This is a genomic window from Mucilaginibacter frigoritolerans (assembly GCF_007830615.1).
In the GTDB taxonomy this organism is placed as follows: Bacteria; Bacteroidota; Bacteroidia; order Sphingobacteriales; family Sphingobacteriaceae; genus Mucilaginibacter; species Mucilaginibacter frigoritolerans.
This window is the reverse complement of the sequence record NZ_VLLI01000008.1, coordinates 62,585-88,745: the sequence shown is the minus strand read 5'-3', so window position 1 is coordinate 88,745 and position 26,161 is coordinate 62,585. Positions and strand designations below refer to the sequence as shown.

Here is a 26,161-nt window from a genome sequence, read left to right as displayed (position 1 = left end):
GTATCTATTTATTTACACAACCAACGGAAATTTCTTGACGAAACAGCCTTTTTCCAATATTTAAAACGCCTGTTATATCACTTATATTGATTTTAAAAACTTATCCATCTCCCCTATCATCCAGTTAAAATCATCGTACATTAAAAAGTGCTTTCCGTTTTCGGAGAAAACTATAGTTACCTTATCGGCCGGTGAATATTGCTTTTGGTATCTTGCTGCAACAGTTTCTTTTGTTTTGAAATTAACCCACCCTTTCCACGAACCCAGCACCAATATGGGCGAACTTATTTTTGACACGCTGTCTCTCAAATCGAGCGAATTCATTTCGTTTACCATTAGCCGACTGGCTTTATAATCACTTAAATCGTCCCAATCCAATATCTGGTTTATCCTGGTGGTATCGGTTACCAGTTCCTTCATATCCAAAAAGCCCTGCTCCCGAAACTTTTTGGTGTGGCGCACAGAATCTACATGTTGCCAGTAATCAGCCTGCGCATCAATAATCTTTTCATTTCTGAACCTGGCATCCCGGCGGATAGAGTCCATATTAACATGATTTTTTTCTATCCCGGCATCAAATGGAACGCCATCCAATTCAATAAGTGCTCCTATCAAATCGGGTCGAGTAGAGGCTATCCATATGGCTAAAGTCCCGCCAAAACTAAAGCCTACCAATACTGGCTTATGCAGGCGTTTTTCAATAATATACCGGATGATTTCATCTCTTTGCCCTTTCAACGGATGGTTCAGTTCAGCCGAAGCGGGTTGCCCGGCAAAACCGGCCAAAGTAATTACATAGCAGGTATAATGATCTTTATAATGCGCCACCACATCATTATAAGTATCTGCTGATCCTTTAAGGCCGGGGATAAGGATCATTGGCTTTCCTTTTCCAACAATGCGTACACCAAAAGTGTAATTGCTTGCTTCTAGCTTAAAACTGCTTAAAAGGAGTAAAAGAAATACACCGAATGTAATTTTTTTCATGCCTGTAACTATCTCCATAAAACTAACCAATTGATTTTACAAAGCCGAACGGTTTTTAGGTATTAAAAGTATGCTATAACAAAAAACCCCGCCTCAAAAAGAGACAGGGTTGGCTGAGTAAATTTTAATTTTTATTAGAAGCTAAATTTAAATTTGGTAAATAACCTCATACCGTTGAAGCCCATTTGAACAGATTCAAACGGACCGCCTGAGTTACTATCACCAAAAGAGCTTGTACCACTTGTTGCGCTTACAGAGCCTTTAACCACAGCCTCATCAGGGTGTACGTTAAATAAATTGTCGACTCCTATATACCATGATATATTTTTGGTCACTTTTAAAGTAGCATAAATATCGGTAGTTACTTTTGGATGGAAAACAAATATTTCAGGCACTGCACCGCCGCCATTATCCAAATCTACATAAGGGAAAAACTTATCAGGAGCATTGGCAGGTGCTGCTACTTCACCAAAACCTAATTCTTTAACTGTACCATAGTAAGTAAAGCGTGTTCCGAAAGCCCACTTTGCAATACCATATTCTAAACTAAGGTTTAGCTTAGCGGTTGGTGCTGCATATTTAAGGAAATATTGCTCTCTGTCTGAAAAGAATATTGCACTATCACTTGCTGAACCTTTAAAGGTTGAAGGCACATTGATTTGATTGATAGCCACATGCTGAATATTGCCTGCAAAGGTTACATTAAAGTGTTGTTTTTCCCAACGGGTTTTGTAATCAACAACAATGTCAACACCTGTATTTGTAGTATTTACAGCGTTGGTATAAAACGAAGCCTGGGCAACCTGGCTGGCTAATAACAGGTTATTTAAAGTTCCGGGTGTATTGGGATCACCAAATGATGGATCGCCTTCTGCATACTGACCAGAGAACACAATTCTGTTTTTAATTTTAACATCATAACCATCAACAGAAACATTTAACTGAGGAATTGGTGCCCAGGTAAAGCCTAAACTGTAGTTGGTTGAAGTTTCCGGAGTTAATTTAGGGATACCGGCCGCTCTGGCAATTGGCGAATAGTTAGGAACTGTTTTAGTATAAACCAGGTTACCATTTACAATTTCGGTATTGGTATTACTGAAGTTCATTTGTTGTAAGCTCGGTGCACGGAAACCAGTGCTTATTGAACCACGCAGGTTAAAGTTATCAGCAAGCTTGTAGCGGGTTGCAAATTTCTCGGTACCAACAAACCCAAAGTCATCATAGTTTTCAAAACGTTCGGCTAAATCAATCAGCCATTTTTTGGTAACATCCAAAGAAATTTCTGAATATGCCCCTTCAGAAGCGCGGTCAGCTATGCGAGCATCAGTTGGCGAATATCCAGGATACCCTTCAGAGCCGGAAGCTTTTACCTCAAGAGTTGTTACACCATCAACAGTAACCGGAACCGGGTCTGTAGCTCCAATGTACGAATTTGGCTCGCCAGCATAAATCTGGTAGCGCTCATATCTTACTTCACCACCAAACGAAAGTTGCAATCCTTGTGCAACACCAGCAAAACGTTTGGTTATATCCGCATTGGTAGTATTTTGTAAGTAATTAAAGCCACCATCATTAAACCGGGTTTGTATCGGCTGCCCCGGAACAACAATCAATGCAGCGTTGAAGGTATTTTCGCCATAGTAATGAAAATCATTACGCCCGGTATTATTGCTTACACTCCATTGCCAATCATCATCTGTTTTGCCTCTAAAACCAAAAGCAGCTGATTCATCTTTTATATAAACATCTTCTTCCGGATTATAGTAAACATTATCGGCATTAAAAGGTGTGCCATCAGGAGCATCTACTTTCATTATACCAGGTACAAAAATCAGGTCGCCTGTTACAGGATCGGTAGGGAATTTTGTTGCATTGGCACGAAGACCATTGTCATAGTTCCAGCTACGGGTATAAGCATATACCTGTGAGTGTTTATAGTTATAGCCACCAAAAGCAAAGAATGTTGTATTGGTACCTTTAATAGGCACTTCCATATTAAACATGCCGCCACCCAGGGCTATTGAACCATCACCAAAAGCTCTACGCTCGCGGCTAATGGCCAAATCAGGTGCATATCTGAAGGTTTTGCCCTGATCTTCATAGTTACCACCAATATTTAAAAAGCCTCCATTTTTACCAACAGCAATACCATAGTCGGCACCAAGTGTAAGGGTTTGACCATCGAATTTTTTACCTGTATAGTATGCTTTTGGATCAGAATAGCTTAGTGTATTGTATTTTTGATCATCATAACCACTAAACCCGGCATCAAAGGTTAAATGATTGATGTCTTTTTTCAGAACGATGTTGATTACCCCGGCAATCGCATCTGAACCGTATTGGGCAGATGCACCGTCGCGCAAAATTTCAACGTGGTCAATGGCATTTTCAGGTATAGCGTTTAAGTCGGTACCGCTATTGCCTCGACCACGAGCAGATTGCCCCGCATCAACATAGGCTGACATATGACGGCGTATACCATTAACCAAAACCAATGTTTGATCATAACCCAATCCACGCAAGCTGGCAAAGTCAATTGCATCAGCACCATCAGCACCTGATTGCTTGTTGTAGTTAAATGAAGGAACATTCTGGTTCAACTGGCTCATCAAATCGGGCTTGGCGGTTGATTCATTAATACTATTGATATTAATAACATCAACCGGCACTGCCGACTCCAGTTTGCTGCGGGGCGCTCCACGGCCACCCACTACAACTACTTCTTTTAATGATTCGGACGAAACAGCCAAATCAACATCCAGCACTTTGCTGTCGCCTGCAGCTAGTTGAACGGCTATAGTTTTAGGCTGAAAACCAATAGCCGAAAAGGTTACCTGGTAAGTACCTGGTTTTAGGGCAAGACTATACTTACCATCAACACCGGTTGAGGTACCCACGCCAGATGGGCTGGCCTTGACTGCCCCACCGATTACTGTTTGGCCACCCCCTGTTACAGTACCTGTTATTTTTTGTGCAAAAACAGAAACAGAAAACATTAGGAATGCCATAAATAACAAAAAATGTAATTTTAAATTCATAGTTTTTAATTTAATTGAAAGATTAGTTTGGTCAATTATTTAAAATTACAAATTTTTCATTGTAATATTTACATTACAATGAAAAATAAATGCATTTTTCAGTAAAAATTTCAACAAAAGTCAATATTTGATAAAAAATAGGTAAAATAACTCAACAAAAAACATCAAAAAATAGCTAAGTAAGCTTTTTTATCAATCAATTTAACTTTTACTATAATTTATTTAAAATAATGTCTCAATAGATTATTAAAACTAAAAAAAACAGCAATACAATGCCAAAAAATCAAACACTTAGTTTAAAAGCAACTTATACAAAGTAAGGCAGGTTAGGTTTGCTGTAACAAAAAAGAGGCCTTCTCATGATTTGAGAACGGCCTCTTTTTCTTTATTTATCCGGCAGCCAAGTTGGGGAAGTTGGCCCCACTTATACGGCTCTTTGCTTATTTATAGTAGGGCGTATGTGCGTCAATAAATGCTTTTTCGGTAGCATTCCAGGTGTTAATAACGTCACTTCTTCCACTATTTAAATCAGCATTAATCTGATTAAAGGAGTTTACGCCAGCATTCATATCGTTAACGCCTTTATTATAAGCATCTACATCCTGCTGTGTCCTTTCACTTTGTGACTTCGCTTCAAAAGCTGTTTTTAATTTTTGGAAGTTCTCTTCCTTTAAATAAAAATCAGTAAGCTGCGGGACTTGTGTTTCTGCTTCACTCTTATAAAAGGTTAGCGCCTGCCTGCAGGCATTGGCTAAAGAACCATCATTTTCAAATGCCTGTAAAGTATCAAGGTCTTTAAGCCCTTCGTTTGCAAACTTGCCTAATGAGTTGCGCACCTGTTCAACTTTAGTTACATTTTTTTCATTCATGGCATTGGTCAACTGGTTATCTTCCCAATTACATTTATAAAATAGCAAGTAAACTTTATCACGGTATTTACTTTGTCTGCCGGTTGCTTCCATTTTTTCACCCAGTTCTGATTTTTCTGAAGTAATGGTTACATTGTATTTGGCAGCAAATTTATCCTGTGCCTTATTAATCCGCGTAATGGCCACTTCCAGTGTATCATTGGTAGCTTGCTGTAATAACAGGTAAGCCTGCATCTCGTCGTAGCTTCTTTCGGCTATATCTTCCATATTTACAATATGGGCATAGTCTTCATTAAATATCTTATAACAAAGCTGCACATAGTTTAAACTGCTTTGGCGCAAAGTATTATCACCTTTATAAGCCGGCAGGTAATTTATAGTGTTTTGACAAGTAACAATATCATCAACAGCCTTCCCCCGCAGTTTTTCAATTTTTCTTTTACGGCTGCTATGTGCCGCCGCGCTCACGTATGCCATGTATGATTTATTCATCAATGTTTCAGCATTGCTTATCGAATTCATATAACTACCTGGATCCGCAGTCGCATCCTGGGCTTTAGCTGTTTTTATAGTGGCAAGCATGGTGGCCGATAGTATAAGGTAGTAGGTAAATAGTTTTTTCATGTACTTATTCAGGTTTATTTTTATGGTGTTTTTAATTTGGTCAGCACGTCATAAGCAATACTTATATATGGATCAATTGCTATCTGATGGGTAAACTCTTCATTTACTTCTTTAAAATAGTCATCAGCCTCCATCCGGGCTGCTTCATATTGGTTATTTTGCACGGTATATTTTTTTGATGCTACATCAGGAATGGTAGTATTTTCATTGTCTTTTAAATCAGCATCATTATCGGCCAGTGCTTCATTAAAATTAAGTGGAATATCTTTTTCCTGCTTTTGCTGCTTTAAATTAGCCGTCAATTTTTTAACCGCGTTAAAGTACTTATTGGTATCAATTTCTGTTTGTACACCAGCGGCCAATGCTTTTAAAGGTAAAGGTGCATATGGCTGATAATATTTATTGGCTTCAATTACATTAGGACGTAAAGCATAAGGCTCATCAGCTTCTTTAGTTATGTATGCATCCAAAATATCGGGTAAAACAATATCAGGCTTTACCCCGCCAAACTGTGCAGATGTTCCATTAACCCTGTAAAGCTTTCCAACAGTTACTTTAAGGTAGTTTTCTGTTTGCATTTGCGCCATGTTTTCAAAAGTTACCGTTGTATCCATTGGCAAAACCACCTGAGCGGTTGCTTTACCGTAGGTAGGCGAACCTACAATTACAGCCCTGTTATAATCTTGCAGGGTACCAGCAATCAATTCAGTAGCCGATGCACTATAGCCGTTTACCAAAATCACCAGCGGGCCATCATAAATAGTACCACTGTTTACATCTTTCATGGTGTATACTTTTGGCCCTTTTTCTTTTATCTGTTCAACCGGACCGGCATCAATAAAAATACCTGCCAGCTCTGTAGCTTCTTCTGTTGAACCGCCGCCATTGTACCGTAAATCCAATATCAGCCCGTTTATATTTTCCTTTTTTAATTTCAGAATTTCGCGGCCCACATCATTGGCACAACCATTAAGACCATCGTTATTGGTATCCCAGTCCTCATAAAAAGCAGGTAAATAGATATAACCGACTGTATTATTGTTTCCTTTTAAAACAAAACTTTTCACCTTATTATCATCGTCACCGGCAACCTGCCCCTTTTCTAAAAACACTTTTGCTGTAGAGCCATCAGTTTTTTTCATGGTGAACAACGCCTTTTTGTGATTGTCTTCCTCCAGCAATTCACTAAATTCCCGCTCAGTCATGTTGGAAACATTTACCTGTTCGCCACCTTCCCATTGTATATCAATAAACTTATCTCCTTTATTTAGCTTTCCACCTTTAAATGCCGGGCTGCCAGGCTCCAGGTTATCAATAAGAACCCCTCCATTTTTATCTGCTTTAATTTTAAAACCGAAATGAAATGGCTGTTTACCTAAATGGCTCTCAAAGTTTTCTTTTTGTTCGGGCGGGAAGAATTCTGTATGCGGATCAAAGCATGATGCTATTGTTTGGCAGTAAATATTGCCAACATATTGAGCCACTCCACCCTGGCTCTGTAATATATTGTTGATTCTTCTTTTTAGGGTAGATATTATTTTTTGGCAATCCGCCGCTCCGGCACTGTCAACATATTTTTTTTGTTTTAAGATGGGAAGCGCTTTAAAATTTGCCGGAAGATCATCCATCAGTTCATCTAATACATCTGATTTTATTTTTTTATACAGCTTTTGCCGCATGGCACTCACTGATGCTGGGTATTCATCGCGCTCTGCTACGGTAAATTTTTCATCAGCATAAAAATTGATGATCTTTTTACTGATTTCGGTCATCAATGTATCTGTCTGTTTAATACGCAAAGTATAGGTATTTACAAAAAGAGTTAAATAACCTGTTTTACTTTGTTTTATCTCTTTATCAAGTATTTTAGTATAAGCACTAAGTTTGCTGATATCGTTTTTAGTAAAAAACATCCTATCGGGATCGGTATTTTGTAACATACCCGAAAACACATTAGCAGAAAATGTTTCATCAACCGGCCGGGGATCTACATGAAACTTGCTAACCATTCGTGTAAGCACAAAAGCTTCATGCGCACTCTTATCAATTGTTTGGCCATCAGATAAAAACACGATAAAAATGAGTGGAGCAAAAACGGCTATAATTTTTTTCACGTAGCTGAATTACAGTTGTAAAATAACAATGATATGCCGAATAAAAAAATAATTAATATGGGTGAGAATAATCCTTTTACGGATCAATGACAGACAAGAGCTTCTCTATTTTCCTACTCATTAATCTTTTATCTGTCTCTGTTTTTGCTAACGAAAGCGCTTTTTGAAAATTCTGTAATGCTTTTTGGTTATCTATATCAGTATAGAGCTCGCCAAGCAAGGCAAAATAAAAATGATTGGTAACCAGATTTAATTTTTCGGCCTCAATTATGGCCTGCTGTTTTCCGTTTGCTTTGGAGAGTGCATAGGTGCGATTTAGTGCTGCAATGGGCGAGTATTCTATTTGCAGTAAACGGTTATAGAGTTGAAGGATATTTTCCCATTTTTCCGGTGTATCGGCTTTTTGAGTGTTCCAATAAGCGATAACTGCTTCGAGGTGATATTTGGAGAGATGCTCTCCTCCTGTGGCACATTTTAAAAAACATGCTCCTTTACTTATCATCTCATTATTCCAAAGGCTGGTATCCTGTTCGTCATATAAAACCAGGTCACCATTTTTATCTATCCTGGCTTCAAAGCGCGAAGCGTGGAAATACATGAGCGAAAGCAGGGCATTTACCTGTGGCTTATTGGTATGCTCGTTTTCAATAAGTATATGACAAAGGCGCATGGCTTCAAAGCAAAGCTCTTTGCGCAGGGTATTATTTTGACTTACTGAATAATAGCCCTCACTAAAAAGCAGGTAGATTGTTGTAAGTACATTTTCCAGCCTTTGATCAATTTCTGTCGGGCCTGGAAATTCGATATTTATTTTTTCCTGCCGGAGTTTTTCCCGGCCCCGGTACAGGCGCTTATTGATGGTTTCTTTATTGGTAAGAAAAGCTTCCGCAATTTCATCTATCCCGAAACCACAAAGAATTCTGAGTGATAAGCCAATCTGCGTTTCTGATGATAGAGCAGGATGGCAAATGGCAAACATCATTTGCAACTGGCTATCCTTAATGTTTTGCGGCGACAGATCAATTTCATTTTCATCGATCTGCGACATATTATTTCTTATTTCTGCGGCCACTTTAGTTTCAAAAATGGTGTTACGCTGCAAATGATTTTTGGCTTTATTTTTTGCCACGCTATAAAGCCATGCCGTTGGATTTTTAGGAGCACCATTAAGGCGCCATGATTGTGCCGCCGTAAGGAAAGTTTCACTGGCAATATCCTCTGCTGTTTCCATTTGTTCAAAGCCAAAGCGCCGGCACAGTACGGCAACTATTTTACTGTACTCTGTTCTGAATAAATGAGGTATTAATTCCTGCTGTTGCATAAAACAATATTTAGAGCCTGTTAAGCAACAGGCCCTAAAGTTTTAATGTACACCATCCCTTTTTGCTATTTTGCGTACTTCAACTGTATTGCCGTCACCTACTAAAACAGGGCAGCCTTTTGCAAACTCAACTGCTTCATCAACAGAATCGGCCTTAACAACAATAAAACCGCCAATGGTTTCCTTAATTTCACCAAAGGGACCATTAGTAACAACGTTATTGTGCCCAACCACCCTGGCATCGGCAAAGGGTAAACCTGTGCCACTCACAAATTTATTTTGTGCAGCAATGCCACCAATCCAGTCCATGGTTTGTTTCATCCAGATTTGCAGTTGTTCGGGCGATGCCACTTTGGTACCGTCTTCATGTCTCATAATTAATGCGTACTCGTCCATTTTGTTTAAGTATTAATTGCCGGCTGGCAAATGGGTTAATAAATATATGAATTACACCCTCATCAAATGAAACCGGATTAATTGGACGTATTGATTAAAATATTTTACATCATTTGTTTATTCTCTTTTAAGTAAGAGCGAGGACCTTCGTCGATAAACATCTCTAAACAATATAAACAGGCAAAAAACAAAAAATGCCACCCAAATAAATGGGCAGCATTTTAAAAAGGTATAGGTAAGTAGGGCTATTTAATTATATCCGGGATTTTGTTTAAGAACGGATTTTCCGCCTTTTACTTCCAGATCTATTTGTGTTTGTGGTATTGGGTAATATTCATTACGGCCTTTTGTAAAATGCCCCTGGGTTATATCTGTAGTCAGTTTGCCTTCATACAAAAAATAAGCATTAAGGGCCTGATCGGCAACACCCCATCTCACCAAGTCAAAAAAGCGGTGACCTTCCATCGCCAGTTCCAGTTGCCGTTCATAGTAAATCGCCTTTAAGGCATAGGTTAATCCCTGGCTGTTAAAATCACCATCGGGATAAGGGTTAACCAGGTAATTGGCAGCTGGTGTAGTTGAATACCCGTTTGTAGGATTGCTATTATCCAGATACTGATACACAAAGCCCCCAGGGTTTGCGGCGCGGTTACGTACCATATTTACATAGGTTTCGGCTTTTGTTAAATTACCTAACTGGGCTTCTGCCTCGGCAGCCAGTAAAATCACATCTGCAAAACGGATAATGTTATAATTAACTGCAGTGCCCGGCCCCCATGAATGCTGGTCGCCATTAGTATTTTGCTCGGCCTGTGTATAAACATGTTTTATGGGCGAATAAGGACCAGAAAATGTCTGATCGCGGATCCAGTCATTACCGGGATGCAATCCCCAATCCAGATAAGGAATACCACGACGACCAACGGTCCAGTCTAATCGAGGGTCGATGGTACCGGCATCAGGCACAAAGGTACTGTCAGATGATTGGTAGCCCATGTCTGTTTTGATGGCATGTGTATCAAAATCATCCAGGTAAGGCAAACCGGTTGCAGGGTTAGTACGATAGTGATTAGCCAGATCGATGCTTGGCTGATAAAAGCTACAGCAATCAAACGGACTGTTGGCACCATAAGGATAGTTGAGCCTGTCGCCATCATTTGCCTGGGTAATCCCACCCGGGTCAGAATTGGCCAGGGCTTGAATAGCAAAAATACTTTCCGAGTTGTTTTTAGTATCGGCATTAAAGTTATCATGAAACTTTGGTACCAGCGCGTAAGCCAGGCCACCTGAGGTAACACCAATGGTTATCACATCGTCAAAAACAGCTTTTGCATCGCTGTATTTATGCTCGTACATATAAGTTTTACCCAGGTAAGCACCCGCTGCCCATTTATTTGCGCGTCCCACATCGGTTTGTGTTGGCGGTAAATTAGCATAAGCATATTGAAAATCGGCCTCTATTTTAGGCCATATGTCTGCCGTGTTGGGCTGCACCACATCGGTGGTATTTTCATCAATGTAAGGCACATAATTAAACATCTTTTTAAGATCGAAATAATAATGTGCTCTTAAAAAACGGGCTTGCCCTAATATGTTTGACAGGTCGCTTGCAGAATATCCCGGAGTTTTAACCGCTGCTTTGATAGTATTGTTACAACGGGTAATCCCTTCATAATCGGCAATCCATTTACTATTGAAAAAAGGATTGGTTGCATTTGGATAAAAGCTTGCAATAGCTTCGATAGGACTCTGATCGCCGGAGTTACTGCCTTTGTGTGCATCGCCACCTGCAACGCCCCCATAAATCCAGTTGTCTGGCGAGGTTTGCCACGAGTCGCCTCCACCAAAAGCAGTACCATCAGCCTGTACCCCTCTTAATGCGCTATATGCCCCCACCAGTAACCCATCAACACCTGCCTTTGTTTGTAATAACTCGGGGCTAAGTGTGCCTGTTTGCGGCGTTTCCAGGAATGACTTTTTACATGAGTAGAGTACCGAAATCATACTGATAATCATCAGCATAATTATATATTTTGAAATTTTCATATCACTTATATTTAAAATATTCATCATAATGAAAGATTAACACCTATTAAAAAAGTACGCGAGCTTGGATATGTACCTTCATCAATCCCAAAATCAGTTGAAGCTGCTCCAGGTGTACCCGGAAGCTCCGGATCAACCCCAGGATATTTGGTTATGGTAAATAAGTTTGCTGCGGATATATAAACCCTCAGTTTCTGGATCCCCATATTCTTTAGCTTTAATGCCGAGAAAGTATAGCCCAACTGTGTGTTTTTAGCTCTTATGTATGATCCGTTTTCAACGTAATAAGAGTTTGCTGTTGCATTGGTACTAAAATAGGTTCCCATTTCCTGAATAGGGGCCTTTGCATTCATATGCGTCGGCGTCCAGGAATCGTACAATGCAGTATAGCTTTTAGCTGTTTCGTATGATGAATAGAAATCTCTCCAGTAGTTTACGTTATCCCATATTTTGTTACCGAACACTGCATACAAGAATATACTGAAATCAAAATGTTTGTAACTAACCCCAAGGTTAAGACCTGAGCTCATGGTAGGATTCGGGTTACCTAAAAAGGTACGGTCGGCATCAGTTATCTGACCATCGCCGTTTACGTCGGCATATTTAAAACGGCCAAGGCCCATATCTTGCTCATAAACGGCATTAGGATCGCCGGTTGCTTTTTGAGCTTTGGCATTGGCAGCATCCATCTCTGCCTGTGAATTCCAGAAACCTACTACTTTATATCCATAAAATTCACCCAACGACTGCCCTACCTCATTACGTACCAGATTAGTACCCACGCGACGGCCAAAATCAGTGTCGAAGTAATTGGCATCGTTATCAACCTTAACAATTTTATTGGTATAAGTAGTTACCGATAATGTGGCATTAATGGCAATGCCTGAACCTAGTTTAAAATTTCCGGTCACAGAAGCATCGATACCATGGTTTTTCATTTCGCCAATGTTTACAGCTGGCGGGCTTGGATTACCGTTAGTACCAGGCAAAGGAGGATTAAATAACAGATCGCGGATATCCTTATTATAATAATCAATGGTGAAGGATAACATATCATGGAACAGCGTGGCATCAATACCTATGTTGCTGTTAATATCCTTTTCCCATTTAGCAGCCGGGTTACCCAGGAAGTTTTCATAAAATCCCGGAACCAGGTTTGAGCCATCAATACCATAATACGACTGGCCTATAGAGCTCGAGAACTGTGTATATTGATTAGTGGAAGTAACATTGGTTTGGTTACCCATTATACCATACCCGCCGCGAAGCTTTAAATCGCTGATCCAGGTGATGTTTTTCATGAAACTTTCCTGCGACATACGCCAGCCCGCACTTACTGCCGGGAACCAGCCATACTGAGATACAAAAGAAGATGACCCATCACGACGGATAGTACCACTTAGCAGATATTTATCATTATAGGCATAATCTATTCTGCCGATATAAGAAAATAGAGAACGCTTAGGGTAATTATCGCTGTAGTTACTTTCGCCTGCTGCTGAACCGGTTGAAAGGCTTACATAATTAGGATCAAAAGAAAAATATCCCTGCCGGCTTCCGCCTAAATCACTGCCTCCGTTTTGATTGGCTTCAGTACCAAACAGAACTTTCAGGTCATGCTTGCCAAAAACGCCATGATAGGCAATGGTGTTTGTCCAGGTATAATCGTAGGTACTTGTTGAACCCGCGTTATATTGGTTGGTTGATGTATTTTCGGCATTTTCATAAGTAGGATACTGAAAACTGTGAAAAGTACTGGAACCTAATGCACCACCGAATGAGCTGCGCAAGGTGAGCGACTTTAAAAGATCTAATTCGGCAAAGGCGTTACCAAACAGGCGGTAGCTTAAATACTGATCGTTTTTAGTACGTTGTTGAACAGCTACGGGATTTGGCGCATCGCCTAAACCAGGACCATCGCCACCGGCATAATTACCCATAATATCATATACCGGGATAATTGGCTGCTCGCGGAAAGCATATGCTATAATTGCATCAGGGTTATTGATTGCCACTTGTGGGTTTTCGGTAACTGAATAGGACAGATTTTCGCCTACCCTGAAAGATTTACTAACGTTATACTGACTGTTTGAGCGGATGGTATAACGCTTTTCATAAGTATCAATCAGTGTTCCCTGCTGATCAAAATAGTTGGCAGAGAAAAGGTAATTGCCCTGGTCAGAACCACCGCTTAAGGAGATGTTCTGGCTGGTTATTGGCGCAGTTTTAAAAATCTCGTGAAACCAATCAGTACCTGTTTTATTTGCTTTTACTATGCGGTAAAAATTATTATAATCGTTTGGATCAGTATAATTGGGATTAACATAATAAAGAGCCGGGTTAACTGATGGATCGCCATTATGCGCCCCGGCGGGCTCAATATAATCGGGTAATACATAAGTAGGCCCATTACCGTATTGCGGGTCAGAAAAATCAGTATACCCTGAATTTTTTTCGGCCATTAACTGCAGGTCAGCTGTTTCCTGCGGATTTAGCGTGTGCCAAACGTTACCGCCTTTAGGTACCTGGGTTCCGAAATAACCATCGTACTGAATTTTTACCTTACCACTACCTTTTTTAGTGGTGATGATAATTACACCATTTGATGCCCTTGAGCCATAAATGGAAGCTGCTCCTGCATCCTTCAACACCTGCAAATTGGCTATATCATTAGGGTTTACGGTGCTGATATCAGAAGTAGGCACCCCATCAATCACATAAAGCGGTGTATTATCGCCAAAAGTATTGATACCACGGATATGGATATCCGGTTCCTGACCAGGTTGCCCCGATCCGGTGATTGACACACCTGCAGCCTGCCCCTGTAATAATTCATTAACCGAGCCGGAAGGAGTTTTAGTCATATCCGAAACGTTGACTACCGTAACGGCACCCGTAAGGTCCTTTTTCTTCTGGGTGGCATAACCCACAACTACTACTTCATTAAGCGTTTTGGATTCTTCTGTTAGCCGTACGTTTATAACCTTTTTACCTTCTAAAGGTATCTCCTGTGTATTAAAGCCAATAAAGGTAAAAATAAGCGTGCCATTGGCATCTGGAACGGTAATGCTGTATTTACCATCAGCATTGGTACTTACGGCAATGGTGCTGCCTTTTAATTTAACAATCACGCCAGGCAAAGGAACATTTGCAGCATCAGTAACTACACCAGTAATGGTTTGGTCGATGGCATTTTTGCTATCCAATGGCTTAATCACAATAATGTTACCATCCATCAATTGAAAACTCAATGACTGGTTTTGCAGCACCTGTTTCATTACATCCTCAATAGATGCATCTTTGGTATTCACCTGCACTTTTTTATCCAGATCTACCTGATCCAGACGGTAAAACAGGGTGTAATTGCCTGTTTTCTCAATTTTTTTAAACATCTGCTTTACAGAGATGCTCTGCTCATTAAAATTATAAGTGCTTTGCGAATAAGCTGCCGCATGTATTTGCAGGATTCCCGTAAAAAGCAAAAGAATGACGAGTTTCATAATTATGAGCAGTTTTTGCCACGACCCCATGGCAATAGAAGGTCTTCTATAAAAATTAATCATAAATTTGTGTGTTAATTAGTTAATACTGTGCTTCCCCAAGCTTTAGGGTATTAGCTATTAATTCTGATACATATCCCGGGGTGTTAGCGCATCCCGGGTTTGGTTTTATTGGTAAGTATTAGTTTTCTGCCATAGTTTTTCTTTTTTAGTGATCAATTTGTTTTAGTTATAGTTATCTTCTGTCCATCAATCGTGTAGCTAATGGGAGTGTTTTGCTTGATGAGACGTAATACCTTATCAATATCAGGCACATTTTTAAAGCAACCTGAGTAGCGAATGTCCCTCAGTTCCTGGCTGTCAATGTTAATGGTTACATTGTATCTCCGTTCCAGTACGCGGGCAATTTCTTCCAGGGTGTTGCCATCAAATACCAGTAAATCATCTTTCCAGCCATCGTAAACATCTATCTTGGCCGAATCAACCTGCGATACCTGTACTTCGTTATAAGTATTTGGCATTGGTATTATTTCCTTACTGTCAGATTTTTCGGGGCGATAGAATATTTTAAGCACCTGCCGTGGTTTTACATAGATGCGGTTGGCTTCATGTGCGTTGTTATCAGCATTACTTTCTACTGCTACTTCGCCCTTTACTACAGTGGTTTCAAAAAAGGGATCGTTTGGATAAGCTTTCAGGTTAAATTTGGTACCGATATCCCTGATAGTATATTTTTTTGTATTAACCAGGAAGGGAATATGCTTGTTATTATTATGCCCTATATCAAAAAAAGCTTCACCTTCCAGATAAATGGTGCGGTTTGTTTTACCGAAACCGGCATCATATTTAATAGTACTGCCGGCATTGAGCCAAATAGTTGTACCATCGCTGAGGGCAATCTTTTTTACTGCCCCGTTTTGAGCAACAATCTGGTTCCCTTTCTGAGGGGCATCAGCACGATGGTAAATAAGCCATAGGGCGGCCAATAAAAAGAAACATATTACGGCGGCTACTTTTGCAAATTGCCATAGGTTTACAGGTTGTTTTTGCGGCGTAATGGTTTTAGCTAAAAATTGCTGATAGGCTTTTTCGGTATCAATTGTTTCGGGTTTTGTATAGAGCAGATTTTGCCAGGCTTCATACAGTTCAACAAAGTAAAGCTCATTTTCGGGGTGTAACCCTATCCAATGCTTTACCTCTTTGGCTTCTGTTTCGCTGGCCTGGTTGGTAATGTATTTTACCAGTAAAAATTTAATATCGTCGTTGTTCATTGTCCTTATATGCTACAGACAATTAAATCAGCGCTTACCCCCAAAGCACTTTATAATAAATTAACATTTACCATCTTTTATATTAAAACAGATAGGTTAATCACCTCTATTTTAATATTTCACTATCCAATTCGTAGATTGTGTTACAAGCTTCTTAGATTCTGTTACATTATTTTTGTAGTACTATGTGAACTTTGCAGTATAAAAAAACAAGCCATGAAAATAACAGTAACAGGTTCCCTGGGCTACGTAAGTACACCGCTCATAAAGGAACTAATAAAAAAAGGACATTCAGTTACCATCATCAGCAGTAAAGCCGAAAAACAAAAAGACATTGAAGCCCTGGGCGCAAAAGCCGCTATCGGCACGATGGAAGACGTTGATTTTTTGACCAAAACTTTTACCGGCGCAGATGCCGTGTATTGTATGATAGCCCCGGGCGGTAGTTTTAACGACCCGAATACCAGTGTACGTGATGTAGTAGTACGGTCAAACGCAATTATCAATAACTATGTACAGGCAATCGAAAAATCAGGCGTAAAGCGTGTGGTTTATTTAAGCAGCGTTGGAGCACATATGAACAGCGGCAATGGTTTGCTTATTATCCATCATAATGCGGAAAATACATTGAGGCAATTACCGGCTGATGTAGTTGTTAGCTTTATGCGACCGGTTGGGTTTTATAAAAATTTGTTGGGCTTTATAAATCCTATAAAAACACATGGCTTAATTGCTGCAAATTACGGAGGGTCGGATATGTCATATATGGTTGCTGATGCAGATATTGCCGATGCGATAGTTGAAGAGCTGGAATCAGTAGCAGTTGGGCGGAAAATACGCTATGTTGCAAGCGAGGAGCTTACCTGCAATGAGATAGCCGGTATTTTAGGTGTGGCAATAGGGAAGCCTGACTTGAAATGGATATTAATTAGTGATGAACAACAACTGAACGGGTTGAAAGCCTTTGGCATGAACGCAAGCTTTGCTGAAAGTTTTGTAGAAATGAATGCCAGCATCCATAGCGGAGCAATATCTGAAGATTACCTACGTAACAAGCCTGTACTAGGCAAAGTAAAATTGGAAGATTTCGCCAAAGAATTTGCAGCGGTTTATAATCAATAATAAGTATCTTGTACTATGGCAGGCACAGAACCGTACCGGATTCAAACCATTAGTGAGCTTCATCGTTTGATAGGCTTGCCAGGACCAGAACATCCGTTGATCAGTGTAATTAACCTGGAAGCCGTCAATAGGACAGGAAAAAGACCGGGTAACCGGGTGTTTGACTTTTACGCCATTGCATTAAAGCGCCATTGCAATGGTATATTTAAATACGGTCAGCAGCAATATGAATTCCGGGATGGCATTATGTATTTTATGGCCCCCGGACAGGTATTTGCGCCGATCATAATTGACGAAAAAAAAGAATCGAAGATGTCGGGATGGATGCTTTACATCCATCCCGACTTTTTATGGAATACGCCACTGGCAAAAGCGATCAGGAAATATGAATACTTTGACTATTCGGTTAATGAGGCTTTATCGCTGACGGAAAAAGAGGAAGCTATTATTATCGGACTTATGCAAAATATTCAAATGGAATATCATGCTAACATGGATAAATTTAGCCAGGACATCATTATATCCCAGATTGAAACTTTGCTAAATTATTCAGACCGCTTTTATCACCGCCAGTTCCTAACCCGTAAAATTGAAAATCATCAAATACTTGATAGGCTTGAAGACATGTTAACAAACTATTTTAACAGTACCGATCTATTAACACGGGGATTGCCCAGCGTTCAATTCATAGCCGAAAAATTAAATATATCGCCCAACTACTTAGGCAGCTTACTCAAGATGTTGACAGGGCGCAATACACAGCAGCACATTCAGGACAAAATGATTGAGAAAGCCAAAGAAAAAATATCAACTACTGAACTATCGGTGAGTGAAATTTCTCACGAATTAGGTTTTGATCATCCGCAATCCTTCAGCCGCTTGTTCAAGGCCAAAACCGGGCTTTCACCTTTGGCATTCCGGCAAACTTTCAACTAAGCAAAATCTGTATTGTGTTGCCCGGCAACCGAACGACTAACATTTACTATTAATTTGCCATCACATCCATGTTAATTATGTAACTATTTATTTTTTTGAGTATCTTGTTGGAGATTTAATTTCAATTATTTGATAAAACAATTACTCAGCTAATGTCTTCGGAGAACGATTTATTGGTTGCCAGGTTAACGCAGGGCGATGCAAAAGCAATTGAATACCTGTTTAAGCAATATTATGCCCGGCTTACGCTTTTTGCCAACCGGTTTGTAAATGATATTGATGCCGCTGAAGAAATTGTATCAGATATATTTTTGATGCTTTGGGAAAACGGGCACGAAATTAATTTTACCGGCAGCATTAGTTCCTACCTGTTTAAGTCGGTTCAGAATAAATGCCTTAATTATTTAAAGCATCAGAAAATCGAAAATCTGTATGTTAATTACCTCGAAAAGCAACACCTTTTAGAAGAGGTTATCCTTACTGCCGAAAGCCCCTACCTGGAAAAAGAAATGGTGCAGCAGATTAATATAGCGCTGGAAAGCCTGCCTGAAAAATGCCGCGAAATTTTTATGATGAGCAGGTTTGATCATATGAAGTATAAAGACATTGCCAAGCAACTTGATCTATCACCCAAAACAGTAGAACGGCAGATCAGCATTGCTTTGGATAAATTAAGGCGTTTATTAAAACATGTAAGCTGTTTACTGTGGTAAAGTCGAACATCAATCAGTGCTCTTTATCGCCCAATAAACCAAAGCCGGCTGAAAAAATAGGCGCAACAATCTTTTTTTATCTGAATTTAATCCGAAGGCGCTCCGTTTGTTTAGCAACTGGGATACATTACCTGGAAAAACACCGACAAAAAGGGAGGCGGCTATTTTTCCGATGGTGGTTTTATATTTTTCGTTTGTTAATACCAGGGCGCTGCCCATGGCTATTTCAGCAATACCAGAATATACAACGGTATCGTCCTTTTTTAAGGGTACCCAATCAGGCACCTGGGCCTGGAATTCTTTTCGTGCAAAAGTAAGGTGACCTATGCCTGCGCCTATTAAACCAACGCCCAATAAAATACGGGCAACAGTTTTTATGTTCTCTTCTTTCATGGTGGATGAAGTGCAAATACTGTTCCACGATGAATCTCTCTCCAAAAGGAGAAGGTTCTAAAGAAAATGAAATTATAGTTTTCTATTTAGCAGCCGGAATAATCACCCATCTGTTCACTGTATTGCCTGGTGCTTCAATAACTACTTTATAAAAGGCGGAAGGCATATCTTTTACGGATACCAGCACATGTTCCTGGGTAAGGAGTGGTTGCGCCAGCAGTTTGTACTCATCTGTACCACCGGTTTTATAATTATTGGTTGGGCTCACCCAGATTTTTACATTGCCTTTAGTGTTCAATGCTTTCCAGGTAATGTCCAATGTTCCCTGAACATAAATTACCTGGGGTTGTGCCACATCTGCCTGGCCAATAAGGGATGTACCGTCAATTTCTCTCAGTTGGGCCTCGGGAATGGCGATACCCATAAAACGGATAATAGATGGCGTAATATCAATTATACCCGGTTTGTAATAGCGAGTATAAGCATTCAACTGCTTGTAGTTGGTCACCATCCAGGTGCTACGCTGACGGTCTGATTGCCCACCGTGGTTTCTGCCGGTTTGTTCATCTCGGCCATGGTCGGTAGTGATGAAAATTATCCAGTCTTCATTAAAATGTTTTTCGCGATATTGGATGGCCTGCCAGATGCGGCCCACCTGATCGTCCATTTTATTTACGGCATCGTCATAAGTAGGACTATCGCCATAACGGTGCCCCATATCATCAGTATACTCCAAATAAACCCACGACAAATCAGGCGCCTGCTCCTTAATACTTTTAGCGGCCGAATTGGTAACCTGCTCATCAATCAGGTGCATGTAGGTTCCGGCCTTATCGTGTTTAAAATTTACGGTATCCAGTTCGTAGCCATCGCTGCTGATATCAACCTTAATATTACCGGCCTGCGGCAAACCATCACCTACCAGTTTGGTACGGTTATCTGCCCAACTGGAATATATGGCTATCTTTTTATCCGGAGCGACCTGCTTAACTATCCTGAAAATGTTCCAGTAGTTATAATCGGGCTCTTTGATATCGTTTCCCCAAACGTTGTGTTTATTTACCCAGGTACTGGTCAACAGACTATTATATCCATTGGCCGAAATAGTTGGTGTTTGCGAATAGCCACCCTTTTCGCCGCCTGCATAAGCCCGTAAAAAATTGCCCTGCGCAGCAATCATTTTCAGGTTTGGCGGATCAAGGCGCTCTATAACATCTGCCGGGATACCATCAGCAATGATAAAAACGGCCTTTTTAACGCGGGTTTGCGAAAACGCCGCAAAAGATGCTAAAACAAAAAACAGAGATAACGATTTTTTTAAACGCATAAGATGGATATTACAGCTGCTAAGTTAGCCAGGAACTATTAAGGTAATATTATCATTTGGATAAACTAGCCTCAGCAGCTGGTATCCTTTAATCAAGAAAAATTGCTTTTCCAATTGCAAAGATCATCTTCTTTGCGCGAAGCGGAGAGAAGGTCGACCAGCGTAGTGTCGTCGGGATGAGTCGACTACACCAATGCATTTACGTTAATGCCACTCGCAGAATTGACTCACCCGATCTACGCTACGCTGGATCACCCTCTCTTTTGCAAGCAAAAAAGAGGGTTAAGAAAAGGTATTTTTCACTGCTATAAAAGCGAACGCGGCCTGTTCGCTTTTGATACAATTACAAGCCTTTATAAATTTATAATTTATTTATATTCAACAACTTAAACAACTGGCATTATATTTTCGTAATTCATTCCTTTTCAGGCAAATAAAAGCGCAGCATCATGATTAAAAATTATTTAAAAATTGCATTCAGAAGTTTCGGGCGACATAAGCTATTTACACTCATCAATATTGTAGGTTTATCCATTGGTATCAGTGCTGCACTGGTTATTTACCTTATTGTACATTATGATTTCACTTTCGATAAGTTTCATAAAGATGAGGACCGGATATACCGTGTAGTGAGCGATTTTTCGTTCCAGGGGCAGCAGAGCCATACCAGCGGTGTTTGCGGTCCACTGGCTGGGGCAATTAAAAGCCAAGCCACCGGGGTTGAATTTACTGCGCCAATTTTCACCTTATCACCTGATGTGTTTATCGCCGGAAAGAAAAATGGCCCAACGCGCTTCAAAGCCCAGAACAGAGTAATACTGGCCGATCAGCAATATTTTAAGATATTTAATTATGTATGGCTGGCTGGTTCATCGGCCCATGCACTAGATGCCCCTAACCATGTGGTACTAACCTCCGAAAGGGCTAAACTTTATTTCCCATCGCTCACATACGACCAGATTATTGGGAAGGTGGTTACTTACGATACATTAAAGACAACCGTTAGCGGTATTGTACAAACCATTAAAGAAAATACCGATCTTTCTTTTCACGACTTTATATCTTACAGTACGGGTACAGTGAATAAAGACCTGGGCGGCCAGTTACAGTTAACCGAATGGGAAAGCACCAATTCGGCATCGGAGGTTTTTATCAAGCTATTTCCAAAAACAGCCCCCAATAATGTACAAAAACAGTTAAATGCTATATTGAAAAAAAGCAGTCAGCCGCATCCTGAGCTTAGTGGAAGCACACACGGTTTCAGGCTGCAAACCATGGATGACATTCATTTTAATGCAGACTATGGCGTTTTTGATTTTAGTTCTACCGCCAGTAAAACAACACTTTATGGTCTGCTGGTAATTGCTGCCTTTCTGTTGCTGCTTGGATGTATAAACTTTGTTAACCTAACTACTGCACAGGCGGCTCAACGAGCAAAGGAAATAGGCATCCGCAAAACAATGGGGAGCAGCAGAAGGCAACTTATTGTTCAATTTTTGAGCGAAACTTTTATTGTGACACTGCTGGCAGTGTTGATTTCGGTCATGCTTGCCCCTTTTATATTAAAGCTATTTGCCGATTTTATTCCTAAAGACATTAAAGTTGATTTTGCCCAGCCTTCTTTAATCCTATTTTTATTGGGATTAACTGTGGTGGTTAGCATGGCTTCGGGCTTTTACCCGGCCATCATGCTTTCATCTTATAAGCCGGTATTGGTTTTAAAAAATCAGGCAAGCTCTAAAAGCAGTAAAACCCGTAATGCCTGGCTTCGTAAATCGCTTACTGTTACTCAGTTTATTATTGCCCAGTTTTTTATAATGGCTACCGTATTGGTAAGTAAACAGATCTATTATGCACTGCATAAAGACCTGGGATTTAAAAAGGACGCTATTATTGTTATAGACAGTCCATGGAAAAACCGGACACTAGCCCACAACCAGGTATTGGCAAACAAGCTACGCGCGCTGCCACAAATAGAAATGATTAGTATGGGTAGTGCAGCACCTTCTTCGGGGTCAATGAATTCTACTTTTGGTCTTTATAAGGATGGTAAGAAAGAGATTAAGACAGACGTTGAAATCAAAACAGGTGACCAAAATTATATCAAGATATACCAAATTAAATTGCTTGCCGGCCGAAACATACAAATAACCGATACGGCAAGGGCTATTATCATCAACAATACTTATGCTAAAATATTGGGTTTCAGCAATCCGGCAGATGCTATTGGTAAACGGCTTGAGAAACTCAACAATGATAAGAATATTACCATTGTTGGTGTGGTTGCTGATTTTCACGAAAGATCGCTGCACTCGCCGATTAATCCTTTGGCAATTCTATATGCCAAGGGTACCTACCAAACCAGCACCTTTCATATTGCATTAAAGCCTGAAACTGTAGGCGGCAATGAATGGAAAACAGCCATTGCAGCAATGGGAAGGGACTGGAAGAGCGTTTACCCAGATGATGACTTTGATTATCATTTTTATGACGAAACCATAGCCAAATTTTACGATAGTGAACGGCACACTTCCACATTATTGACCTGGGCCACTGGTTTATCTATTTTTATCAGCTGCCTTGGACTACTGGGGCTGGCCATATATACCACCAATTTACGCACTAAAGAGATTGGGGTACGCAAAGTATTAGGCGCTACCGTTACACAGATAGTAACCTTACTATCAACCGAGCTGGTGCTGCTTATCCTGTTGGCATTTATAATAGTGAGCCCTATTGCCTGGTGGGCCATGAATAAATGGATGGAAAACTATTCCGACCGCACCACCATCAGCTGGTGGATATTTGCACTGAGCGGCGGTGGTATGCTGATGGCAGCAGTAATTACTTCGAGCTTCCAAACAGTTAAAGCAGCCATTGCCAACCCGGTGCGGAGTTTGAGGAGTGAATAGAACAATATTGTATTTATTTATGCCTGTGGTTTGAAGACTACGGGCATTTTTTTTGTGTTTTGGAAATCGGCAAGTGGAAGATTGCCTGGCGTATTACAAATTTCTATACATTTGGTACCCGGAACCTGTATCAACAAGCAATAACATTTATGGACGAATCCGTAATCTCAAAATTTTATATCCCGTCATTTTTTTACGCTATATGCGGTGCTATTTTTCTTTTGGGCCTTACAATATATATGCTTTATCATTGCCTCTTGGGCAATCTTTTGTATCCGGGTAAAGCTTACACAATTACGCTATTTCTTTGTGGTGCGCTTGGAGTTTATTATTATTTCGTTTCAAAGTCATGGAAAAGAATTACGGTAACCGCTTCCGAAATTGTTGTATACAACCTTATTTCAAAAAAGCAGATAACTATTACCTATGCCGATATCACCCATATTTCTACCTATCGAACACAAGGTGGCCGTCGTGGGCTCAGCAGCCAGCGTTTTATTATTGATATTAAAGATGATCGGTCTCTAGAAATTAATGAATCATGGTACGAAAATTATAATAAGTTAACCATGGCTATTTACCACCATAAATACGGGCCAGGGCATGGCCGCGAGAGATATTTGGAACGCCATCAGAACCAGACGTGACCCGCCCCGGCCAAGCGCGCTCGCAGAGATAACAAGAGGTATACTTGAAAGACAGCCCCGTCAGGCTAATTTAAGCGGTACGCTTAAATTGTTGTGCATCCAGGTGTGTGTTGTTGTTATTAAAATCAATCAAAAGAAATAAGTAATTTCAATCCGGGCGTGATTGTTAAAGATGTTGTTATTTGTCAAGTACTCGTAGTTCCTGGCTAGTATAGGAGCATATTCAACTGTAAAGAGAGTTTTTTTATACCTATAATTAGTATAAAATGTACTTGAGTAATCAACCCATTGTGAACCTGCGGGAGGCACAAGCCCTTTCGAAACGCCTTCATTGGCAAGATAAAACAGGTCATTATCATGCTCCAGCTTTTCGAACCTTACTCCAAAAGAATTTCCTTTTTTAACATAACTAAGGTCTATAATAAGACTATTACTTCCCGGACCTATGCCTGCCCCAATATATCTTCCTTCATTGGTGTAGCCGTCTTTGGGAGCTCCGGCATTATGAACATACCACGTTGGTGCGGGTCTTAATAAATAAGTATACGGAATCTCCAGGTGAGTTACTTCTACCCTTGTTTGTATATATTGCTGGTTGCCTAAATCAAATAAGCGGGCGGCTCCCCAAGTATATGCCATTGAATGTTCCGGCTCCAAAAAGAAATCTGTGAGCCCTGCTGCCTGATCATTTCGCGCATATTCAAAATAGAGCTCTGCATGATACTGAGGCAGTACCTGCCTTACATAAGTAGAATATGCAAAATCCTGACCAGAGCCATTGGCTGCCCTTGTTGAAGGGACGAATACAGGAAACAGCCGTTTGAGCAAGCTCCTTGAGCTCCAGGTGGAATCTTTATTCAGATAATCAAAGCCCGAAATACCGAGGTACAAACCAGCAATCCATTTGGGTTGCCAATTGGCTGTAAAACCAGACACATATCGCTCCGTTACAGGTTTAGGTTGATATACAACAGGCCCTGTATAGGCAAATTTAGTTAAATCATAACCAGGAAATCCTGATTGTTTTAAAATACCTCCTATCACCTGCCACTCAAATGATCCTATTCCCGTTTTAATGGGATTAGCTGAATTGAATGTCCAATGCAAAAAGCCTGGGGCCGAATTACTCATCATAATGGAATTTTGAACACCCGGTCCCCACCACATATTTTCTGTAGAAATACCTGCTTCCACATCTTTATAAACAAGTGTAATTTTGGACTGACCTAAGTAAGCATGACTGATAGAACTATTACCAAATCGTTCGGGAGCGTCGATAAAACTAACGGTGTTAAAAAAAGCTCCAACAAGGTTCGATTTTATGTTTCCCTGTACCTGTGGAAAGGTTGGGAAATAGCTATTTTGTGCATATACCAGTTCTGGCTTAAGCTGGATACGAAGTATGCCTGCCTTAATATAAAACCCTCCAGTAGCCATGGTTTGATAACCAACATTAGGATACATTGGCCCATTATTATAGCCGAAAGGTAGTTTAGAATTGTAATCGCTGAGCCAACTAAAAGGAAGCAGCCTGATTATTACCGGCGCACCAAAAAGTTTAGCACCAGGAACCAGGTTTTTACTCCCTGCCATATACCGAAGTGTTGAATCGCCGTTACTATTAAATGCACTATTTACCGGACGTAAACAAAAAGATGAAACATCATCACTTATTCCCGTTATTTGATTCATACGGGCCAAAGTTTCGGCATAATCACCTACGCTGATGGTTTGGGCAAAACATTTGACGAAAAACAAATAAGAGATAAAAAAAAGTATAAGTGTTTTTTTCATAAACAGGTAATTAGTAATCAAATATAACGAGATATGATATCATACCATTAAGAATTAAGAAAATCTAATTAAGTCTGTTTTGGGTTGTCCCTCCTGGCAAAGCTTGTTGTGATAACGAAAAGTATGTTTGAAAGGCAAACCAATGTGGCAC

The 26,161-nt window shown here is 40.2% G+C and carries 17 protein-coding genes; 5 read left to right on the top strand and 12 right to left on the bottom strand.

The window, feature by feature from the left end; all coding sequences use genetic code 11:
• Positions 1 to 81 precede the first annotated feature (81 nt).
• The 9 genes from JN11_RS14125 to JN11_RS14085 form a co-directional block, all read right to left on the bottom strand.
• Positions 82 to 987 carry an alpha/beta fold hydrolase gene (locus JN11_RS14125; RefSeq protein ID WP_170227755.1) on the bottom strand — a complete coding sequence of 302 codons (906 nt, stop codon included), beginning with the start codon at positions 985 to 987 and terminating at the stop codon, positions 82 to 84.
• A 134-nt stretch (positions 988 to 1,121) separates the two neighbouring features.
• Positions 1,122 to 4,025 (bottom strand): TonB-dependent receptor, encoded by a 2,904-nt coding sequence (locus JN11_RS14120; protein WP_144913548.1) that lies wholly within the window; start codon positions 4,023 to 4,025, stop codon positions 1,122 to 1,124.
• Positions 4,026 to 4,465: 440 nt separating this feature from the next.
• Positions 4,466 to 5,518 carry an LIC11966 family surface protein gene (locus tag JN11_RS14115; protein WP_144913546.1) on the bottom strand — a complete coding sequence of 351 codons (1,053 nt, stop codon included), beginning with the start codon at positions 5,516 to 5,518 and terminating at the stop codon, positions 4,466 to 4,468.
• Positions 5,519 to 5,538: 20 nt separating this feature from the next.
• Positions 5,539 to 7,632, bottom strand: coding sequence for a carboxy terminal-processing peptidase (locus JN11_RS14110; RefSeq protein WP_144913544.1), 2,094 nt, complete (start codon positions 7,630 to 7,632; stop codon positions 5,539 to 5,541).
• 76 nt (positions 7,633 to 7,708) lie between these two features.
• Positions 7,709 to 8,953 carry an RNA polymerase sigma factor gene (locus tag JN11_RS14105; RefSeq protein WP_144913542.1) on the bottom strand — a complete coding sequence of 415 codons (1,245 nt, stop codon included), beginning with the start codon at positions 8,951 to 8,953 and terminating at the stop codon, positions 7,709 to 7,711.
• A 42-nt stretch (positions 8,954 to 8,995) separates the two neighbouring features.
• A complete protein-coding gene (locus tag JN11_RS14100) occupies positions 8,996 to 9,349 on the bottom strand; it encodes a YciI family protein (protein ID WP_144913540.1) in 354 nt (117 codons plus the stop codon).
• 249 nt (positions 9,350 to 9,598) lie between these two features.
• Positions 9,599 to 11,395 (bottom strand): RagB/SusD family nutrient uptake outer membrane protein, encoded by a 1,797-nt coding sequence (locus JN11_RS14095; RefSeq protein WP_144913538.1) that lies wholly within the window; start codon positions 11,393 to 11,395, stop codon positions 9,599 to 9,601.
• A 23-nt stretch (positions 11,396 to 11,418) separates the two neighbouring features.
• The gene (locus JN11_RS14090; protein WP_211360768.1) at positions 11,419 to 14,958 is read right to left on the bottom strand and encodes a TonB-dependent receptor; all 3,540 of its coding nucleotides are present in this window, start codon (positions 14,956 to 14,958) and stop codon (positions 11,419 to 11,421) included.
• A gap of 152 nt (positions 14,959 to 15,110) precedes the next feature.
• The gene (locus tag JN11_RS14085; protein WP_144913536.1) at positions 15,111 to 16,166 is read right to left on the bottom strand and encodes a FecR family protein; all 1,056 of its coding nucleotides are present in this window, start codon (positions 16,164 to 16,166) and stop codon (positions 15,111 to 15,113) included.
• 216 nt (positions 16,167 to 16,382) lie between these two features.
• Between JN11_RS14085 and JN11_RS14080 the strand changes: the two genes are divergently transcribed.
• From JN11_RS14080 to JN11_RS14070, 3 genes are all read left to right on the top strand, one after another.
• Positions 16,383 to 17,288, top strand: coding sequence for an SDR family oxidoreductase (locus JN11_RS14080; RefSeq protein ID WP_144913534.1), 906 nt, complete (start codon positions 16,383 to 16,385; stop codon positions 17,286 to 17,288).
• A gap of 15 nt (positions 17,289 to 17,303) precedes the next feature.
• Entirely contained in the window at positions 17,304 to 18,224 is a 921-nt protein-coding gene (locus tag JN11_RS14075) for a helix-turn-helix domain-containing protein (RefSeq protein WP_144913533.1), read from the top strand.
• Between the two features lie 152 nt (positions 18,225 to 18,376).
• Positions 18,377 to 18,937: an RNA polymerase sigma-70 factor gene (locus JN11_RS14070; protein WP_144913531.1), complete on the top strand. Its 561-nt coding sequence runs from the start codon at positions 18,377 to 18,379 to the stop codon at positions 18,935 to 18,937.
• A gap of 9 nt (positions 18,938 to 18,946) precedes the next feature.
• On the opposite strand, the gene JN11_RS14065 is transcribed toward JN11_RS14070, so the two are convergent.
• Positions 18,947 to 19,330: a DoxX family protein gene (locus JN11_RS14065; RefSeq protein ID WP_144913529.1), complete on the bottom strand. Its 384-nt coding sequence runs from the start codon at positions 19,328 to 19,330 to the stop codon at positions 18,947 to 18,949.
• Positions 19,331 to 19,412: 82 nt separating this feature from the next.
• Complete coding sequence (locus JN11_RS14060; protein ID WP_144913527.1) at positions 19,413 to 20,657, bottom strand: alkaline phosphatase family protein; 1,245 nt, start codon at positions 20,655 to 20,657, stop codon at positions 19,413 to 19,415.
• 449 nt (positions 20,658 to 21,106) lie between these two features.
• Between JN11_RS14060 and JN11_RS14055 the strand changes: the two genes are divergently transcribed.
• Complete coding sequence (locus JN11_RS14055; RefSeq protein WP_144913526.1) at positions 21,107 to 23,569, top strand: ABC transporter permease; 2,463 nt, start codon at positions 21,107 to 21,109, stop codon at positions 23,567 to 23,569.
• A 149-nt stretch (positions 23,570 to 23,718) separates the two neighbouring features.
• Entirely contained in the window at positions 23,719 to 24,216 is a 498-nt protein-coding gene (locus JN11_RS14050) for a hypothetical protein (RefSeq protein ID WP_144913524.1), read from the top strand.
• Between the two features lie 129 nt (positions 24,217 to 24,345).
• Here the strand turns inward: JN11_RS14050 and JN11_RS14045 are convergent, their stop codons facing one another.
• Positions 24,346 to 26,010, bottom strand: a complete 1,665-nt coding sequence (locus JN11_RS14045; protein WP_144913522.1) for a capsule assembly Wzi family protein — start codon at positions 26,008 to 26,010, stop codon at positions 24,346 to 24,348.
• Positions 26,011 to 26,161: the final 151 nt, after the last annotated feature.